General features: G+C 65.7%; 14 protein-coding genes. 7 read left to right on the forward strand and 7 right to left on the reverse strand.

The window, feature by feature from the left end:
• Window positions 1-100: 100 nt before the first annotated feature.
• Together ASE50_RS06640 and ASE50_RS06645 are read right to left on the reverse strand one after the other, a co-directional pair.
• On the reverse strand, window positions 101-1,990 hold the full coding sequence (locus tag ASE50_RS06640) for an Ig-like domain-containing protein (RefSeq protein WP_156347411.1): 1,890 nt from the start codon (window positions 1,988-1,990) through the stop codon (window positions 101-103).
• Between the two features lie 720 nt (window positions 1,991-2,710).
• Window positions 2,711-3,664, reverse strand: a complete 954-nt coding sequence (locus ASE50_RS06645) for a GGDEF domain-containing protein (protein ID WP_162236171.1) — start codon at window positions 3,662-3,664, stop codon at window positions 2,711-2,713.
• A gap of 185 nt (window positions 3,665-3,849) precedes the next feature.
• Between ASE50_RS06645 and ASE50_RS06650 the strand changes: the two genes are divergently transcribed.
• The 7 genes from ASE50_RS06650 to ASE50_RS06680 all read left to right on the forward strand — a co-directional run bounded on the left by ASE50_RS06650 (window position 3,850) and on the right by ASE50_RS06680 (window position 13,088).
• Window positions 3,850-5,334, forward strand: a complete 1,485-nt coding sequence (locus ASE50_RS06650; RefSeq protein ID WP_056397708.1) for an efflux transporter outer membrane subunit — start codon at window positions 3,850-3,852, stop codon at window positions 5,332-5,334.
• The gene (locus tag ASE50_RS06655) at window positions 5,334-6,716 is read left to right on the forward strand and encodes an efflux RND transporter periplasmic adaptor subunit (protein WP_056397407.1); all 1,383 of its coding nucleotides are present in this window, start codon (window positions 5,334-5,336) and stop codon (window positions 6,714-6,716) included. The genes ASE50_RS06650 and ASE50_RS06655 overlap by 1 nt, the downstream gene beginning before the upstream one ends.
• Window positions 6,706-7,425: an ABC transporter ATP-binding protein gene (locus tag ASE50_RS06660; protein WP_056397413.1), complete on the forward strand. Its 720-nt coding sequence runs from the start codon at window positions 6,706-6,708 to the stop codon at window positions 7,423-7,425. Before ASE50_RS06655 ends, ASE50_RS06660 begins: the two co-directional genes overlap by 11 nt.
• A gap of 190 nt (window positions 7,426-7,615) precedes the next feature.
• Complete coding sequence (locus ASE50_RS06665) at window positions 7,616-8,824, forward strand: ABC transporter permease (RefSeq protein ID WP_056397416.1); 1,209 nt, start codon at window positions 7,616-7,618, stop codon at window positions 8,822-8,824.
• On the forward strand, window positions 8,821-9,306 hold the full coding sequence (locus ASE50_RS06670; protein WP_056397419.1) for a peptide-methionine (S)-S-oxide reductase: 486 nt from the start codon (window positions 8,821-8,823) through the stop codon (window positions 9,304-9,306). Before ASE50_RS06665 ends, ASE50_RS06670 begins: the two co-directional genes overlap by 4 nt.
• Window positions 9,307-9,658: 352 nt before the next feature.
• Window positions 9,659-9,961 carry a hypothetical protein gene (locus ASE50_RS06675; protein WP_056397422.1) on the forward strand — a complete coding sequence of 101 codons (303 nt, stop codon included), beginning with the start codon at window positions 9,659-9,661 and terminating at the stop codon, window positions 9,959-9,961.
• 166 nt (window positions 9,962-10,127) lie between these two features.
• Window positions 10,128-13,088 (forward strand): TonB-dependent receptor, encoded by a 2,961-nt coding sequence (locus ASE50_RS06680; RefSeq protein WP_056397425.1) that lies wholly within the window; start codon window positions 10,128-10,130, stop codon window positions 13,086-13,088.
• A gap of 97 nt (window positions 13,089-13,185) precedes the next feature.
• Here the strand turns inward: ASE50_RS06680 and ASE50_RS06685 are convergent, their stop codons facing one another.
• From ASE50_RS06685 to ASE50_RS06705, 5 genes are all read right to left on the reverse strand, one after another.
• Window positions 13,186-13,581 (reverse strand): type II toxin-antitoxin system VapC family toxin, encoded by a 396-nt coding sequence (locus ASE50_RS06685; RefSeq protein WP_056397428.1) that lies wholly within the window; start codon window positions 13,579-13,581, stop codon window positions 13,186-13,188.
• Window positions 13,574-13,822, reverse strand: a complete 249-nt coding sequence (locus ASE50_RS06690) for an AbrB/MazE/SpoVT family DNA-binding domain-containing protein (RefSeq protein WP_056397431.1) — start codon at window positions 13,820-13,822, stop codon at window positions 13,574-13,576. Before ASE50_RS06690 ends, ASE50_RS06685 begins: the two co-directional genes overlap by 8 nt.
• A gap of 80 nt (window positions 13,823-13,902) precedes the next feature.
• Window positions 13,903-14,790 carry an aldo/keto reductase gene (locus ASE50_RS06695; protein ID WP_056397434.1) on the reverse strand — a complete coding sequence of 296 codons (888 nt, stop codon included), beginning with the start codon at window positions 14,788-14,790 and terminating at the stop codon, window positions 13,903-13,905.
• Window positions 14,791-14,792: 2 nt separating this feature from the next.
• Entirely contained in the window at window positions 14,793-15,785 is a 993-nt protein-coding gene (locus tag ASE50_RS06700) for a DUF1861 family protein (protein ID WP_082438854.1), read from the reverse strand.
• A gap of 120 nt (window positions 15,786-15,905) precedes the next feature.
• The gene (locus tag ASE50_RS06705) at window positions 15,906-16,964 is read right to left on the reverse strand and encodes a glycoside hydrolase family 130 protein (RefSeq protein ID WP_056397437.1); all 1,059 of its coding nucleotides are present in this window, start codon (window positions 16,962-16,964) and stop codon (window positions 15,906-15,908) included.
• Between the last annotated feature and the right edge of the window lie 12 nt (window positions 16,965-16,976).

A 16,976-nucleotide genomic window follows, 5' to 3' on the forward strand; every position in this document is an offset into this window, starting at 1 on the left:
CGGCAGCGGCCAGTGCGTTTGCACCGGCGGGCAAACGAAAACGGACGCCGACCCGCTGTCGCCAGCGCATCGACGTCCGTTTCGGCAGCAGGACTGCGGATCAGATCAGGACGAGGCCACCAAGGCCGGCGTTCGACCCGACCAGCGAGTAGACATAATAGGTGATGCCGTCGTTGGTGACGGATCCGTCGAACTCGACGGTGGTCAGCGCATTGCCGTCGATGTCGGTCAGCGAAACCGTGCCGGTGCCGTCGGGCAGCGAGAGATTGCCCTTGCTGCCCATGATGATGCCGTCGTTGTTGCCGTCGAACAGCTTGGTCGTGGTGATGATCAGATCGTCCTTGCCGAAGCGGTTGATCGTATCATCGCCCAGATCGATCCCGAGCCGGGTGTCGAAGAAGAACATGTTCCGCGATTCATTGGCGGCATCGCCGTTGAATACGTTGTTGGCGAACGTGCCTTCCTTCGCGCCGCGCGGACGGATGCTGTCGTCACGATAGAAAAAGTGGCCTTCGTCGTCGCTGCCCAGCAGACGCAGCACGGACACGCCGTCGACCTGCACCGTGTCGCCGCTGGCATCGATCGTAACCCGGTTGTTCGTCAGGCGGATCAGGTTGTCGTTATTGCCGTCGTACAGCTTCTTGTCGAACACCAGCAGGTCGTCCGACCCGAAGTTCACGACGCGATCGTTCCCGCTCGACGCGGCGGCTTCGAAGTAGAACGCATCCGAACCGGCCGTGCCGCGCAGCACCTGGTTATCGGTGTGGCTGCCGTTGATGATGTTATAGTTCTGAATCAGGTCGAGCGTCGGGTCGGTGACCGGATCGATAATGACCGGTGCCGCATCGACGGTCAGCTTGACCACCGCGCTCGTCTTGTTGACGCCGTCCGACGCCGCATAGACGAAGCTGTCGCTGCCGTTCCAGCCGGTCTTGGGCACATAGACGAAGCTGCCGTCGGCCGAAAACTGGATGGTACCGTTGCTGGGCCCGTCGACCAGGCTCGCGCTCAGCGACTTGCCTTCCGGATCGCGGTCGTTCGACAGGACGTTGCCCGACAGGCGACCGTCTTCCTTGCCCGAAAAGGCGTCGGCGACCGCGATCGGGGCGAGGTTTTCGACCGGGGGCGGCGGCGGTGGCGGCGACGTGACCGTCCCGGAATTGATCTGCGAGATGGTCGCCGACAGATTGTCGGTGACGCCCATGTACATGGTGATCTTGGTCGACTGGCCGGCCCGCAGCGTGCCGAGGCTGAAGGTCAGGTTCAGCGTCTGGTCGACGGTCTTCGTATAGCCCTCCGCCTGCGACGTCGCGCTCGCGGCATAGGGATCGAGGTTCACGAAGCCGTAGAACGACGCATCGGCGCGCGAATCCTGCGAATACAGGAAGAACGGCGTGTCCTTCTGCAGCAGCGCCGTTACCAGCGCGCCCTTGCTGTCCTGCTGTTCGATCTTGTTGGTCGTGGCATACTTGCCCGACTGATCGGGATCGGCGGTCCGCATGTACCGGACGTCGCTCATCGTCGACGACGAATTGTTGGTCAGGACCACGTCGATGCGGATATACTTCGCATCGTCGGCAAGGGTGATCGTCTGCGCGACGCCCAGATTGTCCTTGGTCTCACCGGCCCAGTTCGCGACGCCGTTACCCTTGGACGATGCCTCGCTGAGCGAACCCTTGACCTGATAATAGCCGGTCAGCAGCTGGTTGCTCTGCACGACCTTGGTCGAGCCGAGGTTGTAGCCGATGTTGAACCCCTCGATCGCGCGGCCTTGCAGCAGCGCGTCGTCGAGGGTCGTTTCCTGGCCCTTGCCGAAGCCGTCGAGGTCGGCGACCATGCCGGTGCGCAGATACCCGCTGTCGGCATCCGAGGCGAACCCCTTCGGTGCATTCTTGGTCGTGCCAAGCCCGCCCCATTCGTTGATCCCTATCCCGAGATAGGTACCCTGCAAGAACACTTCACCATTAGAAACCGCGCTCGAAATAGTCATCAATATCCCCGCTCGAGATGCTCGATCCAGATTGTTGCCAAACACACGACCGCCCGTTGCCCGAAGACAACCCGGCCGCTTTCCGCCGATCCATAATCCGACTTTTGGAAATACTTGTTACAACGATACACGTTCGCACCGCCGGCCCCGTTATTCGTAACGAGATCGGCACGACACCGTTGCCCGTTGCCGTTATTCTGGCGGCTATGCGATGCTCCCTTCACCGTCGACAGTCAGGCGATGAGACGTTCAAGAATCGCGCCAAATTGGAACGGTTGTCGGAACCAAAATCGAGCGATGCCATTCATCGACGAATTCTACCGCTTCATCGTACGTCGAAATGGTCCGCCGGCCACATCTTGCCGGGTTGCCGGCAACCATTGTCGGACATAACGCCGGTCCTTTTACCATGATTCGCAACACGTTATAATATCTCAATAGATCGGATACTTAGGACGATTGCTGTTGCGGCGCACCAGAGCCGTTTTGGCGCATCGGCACTGCGCGGACGGCGCATGAAACGGACCGCGACGCTGTGTCGACGTCCGGATCCGAACGCCGTCGACGCTGCGCCTGTCCTTTGGACCGTCTCAAGTAACGGACACGGCCGTTACTATACTGTACTTGGAGGTCGTCGTCCGATCGCCAACCTGTCCCGCGGGACGCCTTCGCCCATCCGGCCAACGCTTCGCGGGCGCAACACGCCCGTTTCGAAGCGCGTCAGCCGATTTCGATCAGCCGCGCTTCGGCCAAAACGCGATTGCCGCCCTGTTTGCGGGCCTTGCGCGACAGGCGGACCGCCGCCTTGGTCAGGTCGCGCGGCAGCCGTCCGCGACTGGTCGCAACGCCGGCCGACAGCGTGACCTGTCCCAGCGGTTCGTCGGTCTCGCGCACCCGCAGGTGGCGCGACGCCATTTCGGCGCAGGCACTTTCCAGCCGGGCGATCCCGGTCGCGAGATCGGGTTCGTCGATGACGGTCAGGAACGACGTGTCGCCCCACCGCCCGACCTGATACGGCGCGCATGCGTCCTTCAGGGTCATCGCCGCCGCCTTCAGCACCCGGTCGCCCATCGCCGGCCCATGCGTCGCGACGAATTCGTCGAGCTGGTCGATATCGACCACCGCCACCGAACAATGGCCGATCGTGGCGAGACACGCGTCGAGCCGCTCGACCATCGCTTCCCACCCCGGCAACCCGGTCAGCGGATCGCGCCCCATTTCCTCGCGCACACCGTTCAGCGTGTCGCGCAGCACCTGCGCCTGTTGCAGCGCCGCCGACAGCGAGCTTTCCGCCTCGGCAGTGCGGTCGATCATGAACACGACCAGGCGGTGGATCTGTTGCGGCTCGGCCGACACCAGTTCGGCGGCGGTACGGGTCAGATCCTGATTCAGCCCACCGGTCGCGGCCGACACCTTGGTCAGCAATTCGAGCAGCTGGATCGTCAGCCGGTCGAACGTCCCGTCGCTGAACGGCGACGCGATGTCGGGCATCAGCGAACGGACCGCTTCCTCGCGCAGCCGCACCCCGCCCTCGATCTCGCGATCGACCGCATCGGAAAATTCGCGATCGGCACCGGTCAGATATCGATGCGCGAACGCATAATGTTCGGGGCTATGATCCAGCCGTTGCGCATCGAGAAACCGCAGCGCCCGTACGCCGATACTGTCTGCCATGCCCATTCGCCACTCTGATCCGCTTGGCGTCGACCATAGCGCAATGTCGTTAACGTCGGGCTACCATGTCGCGCGGCGCGCGGATCATCGCCACCATTTCGGATCATTGTCCGGCCCGGTCGTCGGCGACAAACTGCGACAGTTTGGCGCTGGACGACCGCACCGTTTCGGCATATCGTTTATCGATGTTGCGCCGCACCGCCCTGCTGGGCCTCGCGTTCCTGGCGAGTGCCTGTACCACCGGATCCGCCTATCGCGCGCCGGTCGACACCGCGCTGGGCGTGCCGCCTGCCTTTTCGGTCACGCGAAGCGATGCCCCCCGCGAGGACCTGACGCGATGGTGGGCGCGGTTCAACGATCCCCTGCTCGCGACGCTGGTCGACCGGGCCGCCGCCGACAATCTCGACGTCGCGCAGGCGGTTGCCCGGCTGCGACAGGCGCGCGAACAGCTGGTGCAGAGCCGCGCGTCGCTGTTCCCGCAACTGTCCGCCTCGGGCAGCTATTCGCGACTCGAGGTGCTGCGCGGCGGCGGCGGCACCACCACCCTGCCCGACGGCACGATCGTCCAGCGCAATATCGGCGCGTCGGACAGTTTCTCGGTCGGCGGCGATGCCCGGTATCAGGTCGACCTGTTCGGCGGCGTGCGCAGCGGCATCGATGCGAGCCGGGCGCAGTTCGACGCCACCCGCTACGATTATGCGACGATCTTGTTGTCGGCGCAGTCGGAGATTGCGCGCAATTACCTGACGGCGCGGCTTGCACAGGCGCAGCTCGCCAATGCCCGCGCGTCGATCGCGCTGCAGGACGATAATCTGGAGATTGCCGGCTTTCGGGTACAGGCGGGGCTCGTGTCCTCGCTCGACGTCGAACAGGCGCGCACCGCCCGTGCGCAGACCGCCGCGCAATTGCCGCAGATCGAGGCGAGCTACGCCGCCGCCGTCGCCCGTCTGGGCGTGCTGACCGGGCAGGCACCGGGCGCGCTGCGGACGGCGATGGCGCGGGCCGCCGCGATCCCGACCGCCGACGCGCGGATCGGCACCGGCATCCCCGCCGACACGCTGCGGCTGCGCCCCGACGTCCGTGCCGCCGAGCGCAACCTCGCCGCCGCCGTCGCGCAGATCGGGGTCGCCACCGCGCAACTCTATCCCGCGCTCAGCCTCGGCGGGACGGTCGATACCAACGCCACCTCGTTCACCGCGCTGACCGACATCATCAACGGCCGGCTGTTCGCCTCGATCGCGCAGACCATCTTCGACGGCGGGCGATTGCGCGCGCAGGTACGCGGCCAGCGCGCCGCCGCCGATGCCGCCTTCGCCGCGTATAAACAGACGGTGCTGACCGCGCTGGAGGACGTCGAGAACGCCATCGTCTCGGTCGACAGCGCCACCGCGCGCGAACGCGAGTTCGCGGTCGCCGCCGATGCGGCGCGCAACTTCGCGCTGCTGTCGCGGCTGCAATATCGCTCGGGGCTGACCGATTTCACCACGCTCAACCAGGCGGAATCGTCGTTGCTGTCGGCGCAGAACGGGCTGGTGCAAGCGCGCGCCGACCGCGCGACCGCGCTGGTGCAGTTGATGACCGCGATGGGCGGCGGATGGAGCGACGCCGCCATCCCCGATCCCGTCACCGCCCCCGTCCCTGACCGCGCCGTTTATACCGAGGACCGCTGATGGCCGATCCGACCGACCCCGATCTCGATCAGTTCCTGCGCGTGAAGGCGCAGCCCCGCTGGCGCAAATGGCTGAAATGGGCGTTGATCGCGCTGGGCGTCGTGTTGCTCGGCCTTGCGGTGCGCAGCTGCGTCAAGGGCGACGACGCGCCGAAATATGCGACGACGGTGATCGAACAGGCCCCGCTGACCGTCACCGTCTCCGCCACCGGCAAGCTTGCCCCGACCAATCAGGTCGAGGTCGGGTCGCAGCTGTCGGGCCTCGTCACGCAGGTCGTCGCCGACGTCAACGACCGCGTCCGTGCCGGGCAACCGCTGGCGCTGATCGATCCCGAACAGCTCGACGATGCGATCCGGCAGGGTCAGGCGCAGGTCAACGCCAACCAGGCACAGGTCGCGACCGCGCAGGCGACACTGTCCGAAGCGCGCGCGCAGTTGCAGCGGCTTGAGGAAGTCCGCCGCCTGTCGGGCGGGCGCGTGCCGTCGGCCACCGAACTCCAGACGCAACAGGCAGCGGTCCAACGCGCCGAGGCCGGCGTGCGACAGGCGCAGGCGAACGTCGTCGCCGCCCGCGCGCAGCTGAACTCCAGCCAGACCCAGCGGTATCGCGCGATCATCCGCTCGCCGGTCAACGGCGTGGTGCTGGCGCGGCAGGTCGAACCCGGCCAGACCGTCGCCGCATCGTTCAACACCCCGACCCTGTTCGTGATCGCCGAGGATCTCAGCCGGATGAAGCTGGAGGTCGCCATTGACGAGGCCGATGTGGGGCAGGTCAAGGATGGACAGCGCGCCGACTTCACCGTCGATGCTTTCCCCGGGGAAACTTTCCCGGCAAAGATCACCCGCGTCGATCTCGGCTCCAACCTGTCGGCGCAGTCGTCGAGCAGCACCACGACCAGCACGGCGAGCACCGCCGGGCAGGTCGTGTCCTATGCCGCGACGCTGTCGGTCGCCAATCCGAACCTGAAACTGCGCCCCGGCATGACCGCGACCGCGGAGATCGTGACGCTGGAGCGGCCGCGCGCGCTGCTGATCCCCGATGCGGCGCTGCGCTTCCGCCCACAGGACGGCGATGCGGCGGCGGGCGGCGGCGGCCTTGCCAGCGCCTTCGGCCCGCCCCGGCGGCGCGGCGGCGGCGGACAGGGCAAGGCGGCAACGATCGGCCGTGGCTCGCAACAGACCGTCTATATCCTCGGCGACGACGGCAAGCCGCAGCCGGTGCAGATCACCACCGGCAACAGCAACGGCGCGATGACCGAAGTCACCGGCGGGAGCCTGCGCGCCGGCATGAAGATCATCACCGCACAACTGGCCGACCCCAGTGGCAAGAGCAGCAGCAAAGGCGGCGCGCCGAAGGGCGGCGGGGGTCCGCGTGGCAGCTGACGCCCCCCTCATCGCGCTCCGCGGCGTGACCAAAAGCTATGGCACAGGCGCGACGCAGTTTCAGGCGCTGAAAGGGGTCGACCTCGACATCACCGCCGGCGACTTCGTCGCGGTGATGGGGCCGTCAGGGTCGGGCAAGTCGACGACGATGAACATCCTCGGCTGTCTCGACGTGCCGACCGACGGCACCTTCCTGTTTCGCGGCCATCATGTCGAACGGCTGAACCGCGACCAGCGCGCGCTGCTGCGGCGCAATTATCTCGGCTTCGTGTTTCAGGGGTTCAATCTGCTGAGCCGCACGACCGCGCTCGAAAATGTCGAACTGCCTTTGCTCTATCGCGGCGATGCCAAGGCGGAGCGGCGACGCGCGTCGATGGCGGCGCTCGAAAAGGTCGGGCTCGACCAATGGTGGGACCATACCCCCGCCGAATTGTCGGGCGGGCAGCAGCAACGCGTCGCCATCGCCCGCGCGATCGTCACCAACCCCGATGTGCTGCTCGCCGACGAACCGACCGGCAATCTCGATTCCGAACGCTCGGTCGAGATCATGCACCTGCTGACCGACCTCAACCGCACCAGCGGGATCACCGTGCTGATGGTGACCCACGAACCCGACATGGCCGCGTTCGCAAGGACGGTGGTGCATTTCAAGGACGGACTGGTCGAACGGATCGAAGCGCACCATGCGCAGGGGGAGGAGGTGGCGTGACCTTTACCATCCCCCCATTCCGTTTGGTTCGAGCAGCTTCGAGCGCAGTCGAGAAGCGTCCGTCGAGAACGCCCCGCCCCGAACGGAACCCATATCGGTCGCCCCAGCGGAACCCCGTTCTCGACACGCGCGCTCGACAGGTTCGATCGCTGCTCGAACCAAACGGAAATTTTTGGGGAAGGATAACCGGATGCTAGGCACCACCTTCCTCCTCGCGATCCGCTCGATCCTGCGCCACAAGCTGCGTTCGTTCCTGACGACGCTCGGCATCATCATCGGCGTGGCCGCCGTCGTCACCATCTCGACGCTCGGCCAAGCCACCACCAGCGCGGTTCAGTCGAACATCGCCAGCCTCGGCAGTAACATCCTGCAGGTCCGGCCCGGCCAGGGCTTCGGGCGCGGCGGTGGCGGTCCGCGTCCGCCCGACTTCGACGAAGCCGATGTCGAAGCGATCCGCGACCAGATCGCCGGCGTCACCGCCGTCGCCCCGCAGGCGCAATCCGCCGCCACCGCCATCTATAACGGGGCCAACTGGTCGACGACGATCAACGGCACCACCAACGCCTATTTCACCGTCCAGCCATGGCCGCTGGTGTCGGGCCGCATCTTCACCCCGGCCGAGGAGGCGGCGGGCAAGGCGGTGTGCATCATCGGCAATACCGTGCGCACCAATTTGTTCGCCGGCGGCGAAGCGGTCGGATCGCGCTTCCGCATCGGCAATGTCAGCTGCGACGTGATCGGCACCCTAAGCACGCGCGGACAGGCCGGGTTCGGCGGCGATCAGGACGATGTCGTCATCATGCCGATCAAGACGGTGCAGCGCCGCTTCACGGGCACGCGCGACATCCGCCTGATGCTGGTCGGCGTGAACCCGGCCTATGACGGCGGGCAGGTGCAGCAATCGCTGACCCAGCTGCTGCGCGAACGCCGCAACATCTCTGGCGGCAAGGAGGATGACTTCAACATCTTCGACACCGCGCAAATCTCCGCCACCATCACCAGCACCACGACGCTGCTGACGACGATCGTGTCTGCGGTGGCGGCGATCAGCCTGCTGGTCGGCGGGATCGGGATCATGAACATCATGCTGGTGTCGGTGACCGAACGCACGCGTGAGATCGGCATCCGCCTCGCGATCGGTGCGGTCGCGTCCGAAGTGCTGCTGCAATTTCTGGTCGAGGCAGTGGCGCTGTCGTGCCTCGGCGGGTTGATCGGCCTGCTGATCGCGCAGGCCGCCGTTGCCGGCCTGTCGCTCGCCAGCGACCTGCCCTTCCTGTTCGTGCCGCGGGTCAATGCGCTGGCATTCGGGGTTTCGGCGCTGATCGGGGTCGTGTTCGGCTATTTCCCGGCGCGGCGCGCCGCCTCGCTCAACCCGATCGACGCGCTTCGCCACGAATGATGCGGATCGGCCTCGGCGGTGGCTGCCATTGGTGTACCGAAGGCGTCGTGCAGGCATTGCGCGGCGTCAAGCAGGTCGATCAGGGGTTTTTGCGATCCGATCCGCCATGGGATGCGTGGGCGGAGGGGGTGATCGCGACCTTCGATCCGGCCGTCCTGCCGCTCGACACGCTGATCGAGGTGCATCTGCGCACCCATTCGGGCGGCGGCACCTATTCGCCGAACGGACGCTATCGCAGTGCCGTCTATGTCGACGAACCCGATCAGCGCGCTATCGCCACAGCGGTCATCGCACGAGTCGCGGCCGAACGCGGCGAAACGGCACGCACGCTGATCCTGCCGCTGCGCGACTTCACGCCTTCGGAGGAACGGTATCGCGACTATTACCGGACCGACCCGAACCGCCCGTTCTGCCGCCGCTATATCGACCCGAAACTCGAACTTTTGCGCGCACACTTCGCCGATAACGTCCGGGCGGAATAAGGCCGATCGACATTCCACGGTGCCGGCTGCGCCATTGCTCCCCTCCCTGACAAGGGAGGGGCTGGGGGTGGGTTGGCTTGTGCAGGAAAGTCCCGCTCGCCAACGGACCAACCCACCCCCGACCCCTCCCTTGTCAGGGAGGGGAGAGGTCCACGCGATTCTCGGCACCGATCGCCACCCGGCCCTTCCCAAAGCATGGCGGATTACACCGCTCTTTGGTAGCAAATCACACGACTACCCTAGGCTCCTACCGCAAAACCCACGCATTTCAGCCATTTTTCAGAACTGGCACGGTCGCTGCAAAGTAGCTGGCAACACCGGAACACACCGGATTGCACAGGGAGACTACACCATGACCGCCATTCGCTTCGCCGCTTCGATCGTCCTCGGCCTCGTTGCCACCACCTCGGCCTTTGCCGCCGAACCCAATGCCGCACCGGCGCCCAGCCCCGTCGCCGCGACCATGTCGGCACTGCCGCTGACCGTGACGCTCGCCGCCGGTCCGGCCGCCGTGAAGTACAAGGCAGCGGCGAACGCCCGCTACTGCTTCCGCACCGAACGCGCCGGCTCGCGCATTGCGCCGCGCATCTGCAAGACCCGCGCCGACTGGCAGGCCGCCGGCGTCGACCTCGACGCGGCGCTCGCCGGCAACTGATCGATACCCGCTACGGCCCGCACGGCGGTCCCCCGACAGGGGGGCCGCCGTTCTCGCGTCGTAACATAAAATACAAATGACATGCTGCGCGTTCATCTATACTATGTGATCCACTGTATCATCATATGGGATGCTCACAAAGAGGAGCAGCCGGGGAGAGGGACACATGGCCGTATATCGCGCAGCTTCGTACCGTGGCGCATCGTTCGCCGCTTTGGCATTCGCCCTGGGCCTCACCGCCCCCGCCTTCGCGCAGGACGTCCCCGCCGACACCGGCGGCGACACCGCAACCCCGCAACAAGTTGACGAAGGCGAGATCGTCGTCACCGGCTTCCGCGCCTCCCTCAACAGCGCATTGGGACAGAAGCGGCGCGAGACGGCGGCGGTCGACAGCATCGTCGCCGAGGATATCGGCAAATTCCCCGATGCGAACCTTGCCGAATCGATGCAGCGCGTGCCGGGCGTGGCGCTGGCCCGCGGGGACGGCGGCGAAGGGCGCAACATCTCGGTCCGTGGTCTCGGTGCCGGCTTCACCCGCGTCCGCATCAACGGCATGGAGGGCACGGCCCAGACCGGATCGTCCGACATCTATGGCGCGGGCAATAACGGCCGCAGCTTCGACTTCAACGTCTTCCCGACCGAGATCTTCTCGTCGCTGTCGGTGCGCAAGACGCCGTCGGCCGATGTCGAGGAAGGGTCACTGGGCGCGACTGTCGACCTGTCCGCACCCAAGCCGCTCGATTCGCGGGAGGATTTCGTGCTGACCGCCACCGCGCGCGGCATCTGGAACGAATTGTCGAAGCAGGTCGACCCGCGCGCATCGATGCTGGTGTCGAAGAAGTTCGCCGACGGCACCTTCGGCGTGCTCGCTTCGGTCGCCTATCAGAAGCGGCATCTGCGCGAGGTCGGCTATTCGGCGGTCGATATCCTGTCGGCCAACACCAACGGGCTGTTCTGCTCGCCGCTCGGCGTCAATCCGCTCTATCCCGCGTTCGGGACCAAGGGAGCGACGATCGGCGACTGTTCGACCGGCAACCCGCGCACCGGGTCGGTCGCGGCCTACAACACCATTCTCGGCCTGCGCCGTGCCGACCTGCCCAATACGCCGGGCAGCGGTGCGTTCTTCCCGCGTCTGCCGCGCTATCTCAATTCCGAACAGGATCAGGAACGGATCGGCGGTACCTTCACCGTCCAGTTCAAGCCCGACGAGAATACCGACATCTCGGTCGATCTGCTCTATTCGCGCTTCGACGTCACCCGTCGCGACAATTACATCGCCGGCATCTCGTTCGGCCGCGCGATCGGCAATAACGGGCAACCGATGGTGTCGGTGCGCGACGCGCAGTTCAGCGACAAGGGGTCGCTCCTCTACGGCCTGTTCGACGGCGTCGACGTTCGTTCCGAAGGGCTGGTCGACCACTTCGTCTCGACCTTCAAACAGGCGAATTTCAACCTGAAGCATCGCTTCAACGACGCGCTGGAACTGACCATGCTGGTCGGGCGCAACCAGTCGGTGTGGGACGGGCGCAAGCGGTTGCAGACGTTCATGGACGTCATCGACAGCGATAATTTCTCGATCGATTTCCGGGCGAAGGGCAGCACGCCGACGATCGGTTTCGGCTTCGACGTCGCCGACCCCGCGAACTTCAACTACGCCCCCGGCCTGTCCGATGGCACCGTGCTCGGCGGCTTCAGTTTTCAGGGCAAGCCGTCCAAGAACACCACCGACAACACGACCGGCGAGGTCAATCTGGGCTGGACCGTGGCGGAGGGCTTCACGGTCAAGGCCGGCGGCCAGTATCGCGAGAGCGATTTCGTCTCGTCCTTCCTTCGCCCCTACAATGCCGACACCGTCGTCCGGGCGCTCCCCGCCGGCACCTCGCTCGCCAGCATCACCCGCCAGATCGAGGGCGTCGGCGACCTGTTCGGATCGGGCGCGCCCAATGCATGGGCGGCGATCGACCCGGACAAATGGGCATCGACCTTTGGCTACGATCAGGTCCGCTATTGCGGGGTTGAATGCGGCGCGGGACGCAGCCGGGTGAAGGAAGAGGTCAAGGGCGCCTATCTGATGGGCAATTTCGACCTGACCGACATGGTCGGGCTGGGGCTGCGCGGCGATGTCGGCGTGCGCTACGTCAAGACCGACCTGTCCACCTCGGGCTATATCGCCGTCGCACCGCCCGCCGGACAGACCTCCCCCACCAACCTGATAGGCCAATATGCGCAGGCGCGGCGCGGCTATGACGACTGGCTGCCCTCGGCCAACATCGTCGTCGAACCGGTCCGCGACCTGTTGATCCGCGTATCGGGGGCGAAAGTGATGACCCGACCCGAACTCGGCATACTGACGCCGACCAGCGGGGTGAACCCGGTGACGCGGGTCGGCAACGTCAACAACCCGTTCCTCGAACCGATCCGCGCCAACACCTTCGACGCCGCGGTCGAATGGTATTTCAAGCCCGGCTCGCTGTTGTCGGTCGCTTATTTCTACAAGGATATCAAAAGCTACATTCAGAATGTGAACAGCCAGATCCCGTTCAACCAGCTGGGCCTGCCCAATGCGCTGCTCGAAAACAGCCAGACGTCGCCCGACGAACTGTTCACCGTTTCGCAGCCGTTCAATACCCCGGGCGGCCCGCTAAAAGGGTTCGAGGTCAATGCGCAATTCCGCCTCGACTTCCTGCCGGGTTTCTTGCGCAATTTCGGCGTGCTCGGTAATTACACGCGGGTGACGTCGGAGATCGAATATATCCTTGCCAGCGTCGGCGGGGTGCCGACCGTCACCACCACCAACGATCTGGTCGGCCTGTCGAAGAACACCGCGTCGGGCACGCTCTATTACGAGGACGACAAGTTCAGCATCCGTTCGACGGCGAATTATCGCGACCGCTTTATCCGCGGCATTCCGGCCTCCCCCGGCAGCGATCTTCAGGGCAACAAGCCGACCCTCTATGTCGATGCGTCGGCATCCTATGGCATTACCGACCAGATCAAGCTGATCGTCGAGGCGACCAACCTGACCGACGAACGCAACGTCCTCTACACCGACAGCGTCCGGCAGGACACGCTGTTCGAGACGCGCATCGGGCGGACGGTGACGGCGGGCGTCAACATACGGTTCTGAGCCGCTCCCCTCCCTGGAAGGGAGGGGAGAAATTCAAAGTTCCCCCCCCCTGCCCCCGCCCATCCCCGGCGGGGGCATTTTTCCGTGTCCGCCGCCTTTACCGGATTGCCAGAACCTCGACCCCCAGCGGTTCGGCCAGCGACAGCCACGCCCGATCCCCGGTCAGCGCGACCGCCTTGCGATCGATAGCGAGCGCCAGACAGCTGCGATCGCCGAGCGACAGGCCCGACGACCGCGTTTCCCGGCGCAGCAGCCCGGCGGCCATCGCCTGCGTTTCGTCCTGCGGGACGATGTCGATATCCAGTTGCGCCACGATCTCCGCGATCTGGTCGGGCGACGCACCCCGGTCGATCAGCTTGGCGACGACTTCGGACAGGTTCACCGCGCTCATCAGTGCACCGCTCATATGGTCGGCGACGACATCGGCACCGGGTTCGTCGAAGAACGCTGCCAGCACCGCCGATGCGTCGAGAACATAGACCGGGTCAGCCACGGTCGGATTCGGCGCGCCGGTCGGCGATCAGTTCGTCGACGACCGATCCGTTCGTCGCGGCATAGGGCTGCAACATCGCCTGAATCCGTTTAAGCACGTCGCGGCGCGGCCGGATATGCAGTTCTCCGTCGACCACGCGCATCACGACCTGATCGCCATCGGCCAGCCCCAGCTCGCGACGAACGTCGGAGGGCAGCTGCAACCGTCCCCCGCTTACCAACCGACCGTTATGCGCGTTCATCGACTTGCCGCCTCACGATGCTACAGACTCGTCAGCAATATACAGATGCGTCGGGTCCGCTACAACCGGCGGGTGGATCGTCAGGGTAGCGACGTTCCCATCCCGGCTTGCAACACCGCATACCATTCAGCCGGGGTCCACTCGACCGTCAGCGCCCCCGCTGCCGAACGGATGCGATCGGGGTTTTGTGATCCGATGATCGGGATGATCCGCGCCGGATGGACCATCGCCCATGACAGCGCGGCGGTGGCGGCATCGACCCCGAAGCGCGCGCCCTGTTCGGCGAGCAGCGCGCCGGCCGGATGCGCGCCATCGCTCAGCCGCCCGCCGCCGAGCGGCGACCAGGCGAGCACCGCCATATCCTTCGCCATCGCCTGATCGAGCGCCCCGTCGAACAACGGCGCGCTGTGCAGCGGGGAGAATTCGGGCTGGGTCGACAGGATCGGCAGGCTCAGAAACGTCTGCAACGCATCGACTTCGGCCGGGCTGTGGTTCGACACGCCGATCCCGCGCACCTTGCCGGCCTCGACCATCGCCGTCAGGCTCTTCGCCACCTCCTGCGGATGGGTCAGGAAATCGCGGCGATGGATCTGGTACAGCTCGATCCGATCGATCCCCATCCGCGACAGCGATGCCTCGACCGCCTCCGTCAGATAGGCGCGGTCGGAACAATAGGGGATGCCGGGCCGGATGCCGCCCTTGGTCGCGATCACCATCCGCTCGCGCAGATACGGTGCCTCGGCCAGCACCTGCCCGAACAGCGCCTCTGCCGACCCGAAACCCGCCGGAGTATCGGTGCCGTAGATATCGGCGGTATCGAACAGGGTGATGCCCGTCTCCAGCGCCGCCTCGACCAGCACACGTGCTGCCGCGACTTCGCCGGTGAAGCGCCACATGCCCCAAGCCATTGGGGAAACGACGATATCGCTCTTGCCGAGCGGGCGGGGACTAGGATCGATGCGTAGCATATTCAGGCCTCTAACCGCTGCGGCGCGACGATCAACTGCGGGGCGTCGTTGGTCGTGGCCTCCCCGGCGAGCGGCACGTCGAAGGGATAGGCGATCTCGACCCAATGCGCCTCGGCATCCGACGTGCCGGCATAGAGCCGCGTGACCGCGCCGATGCGTTCGATGCCCGACGAAAACACGACATCGGTCAGATCGGGCCGCTTCGCCGCACCCGGTCCGAACTGGTCGCGCCCGGCGAGGATGCGCAGGTCGCGCCATTGGCGGCTCGCCGGATCGAACACGAACGACACCGCATAATAATGCCGCGCGCTATACATCGTATCATCCTCGAAATAGGCGATATGCGCGATCAGCCCGATCTCACCACCGGCCAGCAGATGCGCTTCGTTGACCCCGCCCCAGTCGAACGGGTGGAACATGCCCTCCAGCATCGGCGCGACGTCGATCGCCTCGACGGTCAGCGCGTCGAGCGAGGCGACCTCGGTATAGCCGATCGTCCCGCGCCCGCCCTTGGCCCCACGCGGGCGGGTGAACACCGCGACCCGACCATCGGCCAGCTCGCACAGCCGGATATCCTTCATCCCCAGCGGCCCGGCGAAGAAGGGTTTCAGGTCGAACAGGTCGTTGCCGCGATAGAAGACCGTCCACCATTCGGGCTCGCCCACACCGAAGCGAACCTCGACCCCGCCGAACACCAGTTCGCCGCCAATGAAGGTCACGAACGGGTCCTGCAACGCAAGGCGCGGCGCGCCGTCGATCGGGTGCCAGACGCCGTCCGCTTCCTCGAAGAAGATCGCGGTCGAATGTTCGCTGTCGCGCGCCTCGACCCGCCCGGCGATGACGGTCCGCCCGCCGACGCGGAACGGTGCGGAGATGTTGTAGACGTCGAGCCCGTCGACCCCGGCAAAGGTCAGCTTGCCCGTCCGGCCCTTGGGCGGGTCGGCGGCGAAGGCGGCATGGCGGGTTTTGACGCGCGGAATGCTGTCATGGTGCATGGCTGTTTTCCTGTATTGCATCCGTACCCCCGCGCAGGCGGGGGTCCAGAGTCCCGATCGGGACGCGGTATTGCTTGGCCCTGGACTCCCGCATGCGCGGGAGTACGGTCGGGCGTGTCCTCAAACGCCCATCGCCTGCCACAATTCGGCGAGCGACACCGTGCCCACCGCCATCACCCGGTCGGCCGCGCCATAATATATGCGCAGCGTATCGCCCCCGACCAACGCGCCGCAACTGAACAGCACATTGTCGAAAAAGCCGGTGCGTTCATAGGCTTCGTCCGGCACCGCCAGCGCCCGGTCCAACCGCGCCCGCACGATCCGCGGATCGTCGAGATCGAGCAGCAGCGCGCCGAGGCTGTACCGCTGATCGGCATCGACCCCGTGATAGATTTGCAGCCATCCGCGATCGGTCTCGATCATCTGCGCGCCGCCACCGATCTTCATCGCCTCCCATGCGGCGCTGGTCCGTCCGGCCAGATGGCGGTGATCGCCCCAGTGCAGCAGGTCGGGCGACTTGGCGATCCAGATTTCGGGCGTGCCGAGGTGCAGCGGCGCGGGACGATGCAGGCACCAATACTGCCCGCCGACCTTGCGCGGAAACAGGCACACGTCGCGATTGTCGGGCGCGTGGATAATGCCGATCCGCTCGACCGAAACGAAGTCGTCGGTCACCGCCAGCGCGGTGGCGATGCCGAGGTCGCTGACGGCGGTATAGTTGATGTACCAGCGCCCCTCGATCTGCGTGATCCGCGCATCCTCGCACCCGAAGCGTTCGCTGCGGTCGGCGGGAAACAGGAACGGCGCGTCGTCGACCGCAAACGTCACCCCGTCGCGACTGCGCGCGAGGCGGAGGTGCGACAGCGAGGTCAGGAACACGTCGCGCGGATCGGCGCGCGAGCGCACCATGCGCGGGTCGGCAAAGTCATAGGCCGGATCGTCGCGACGGAAACTGCGGGTGGTGCAGGCCCATGCGCCGTCCACCTCCTCCAGCAGCGGCACGATCACCGTGTCGGGATCGTCGGCGACGACGCTCTCGGCGACGCGGACCAGCAGGATCGTCTCCTCGCCAAAGCGGGTGACGCCGGCATTGAAGCTGCCGTCGACCCGCCATTCGGGGCGGCTCGGCCGGACCATCTCGGGCGTGACGACGGGATTGCGCGGATCACGCTGCAACATGCGGAAACCTTC

This window comes from Sphingomonas sp. Leaf5 (assembly GCF_001421155.1).
In the GTDB taxonomy this organism is placed as follows: Bacteria; Pseudomonadota; Alphaproteobacteria; order Sphingomonadales; family Sphingomonadaceae; genus Sphingomonas.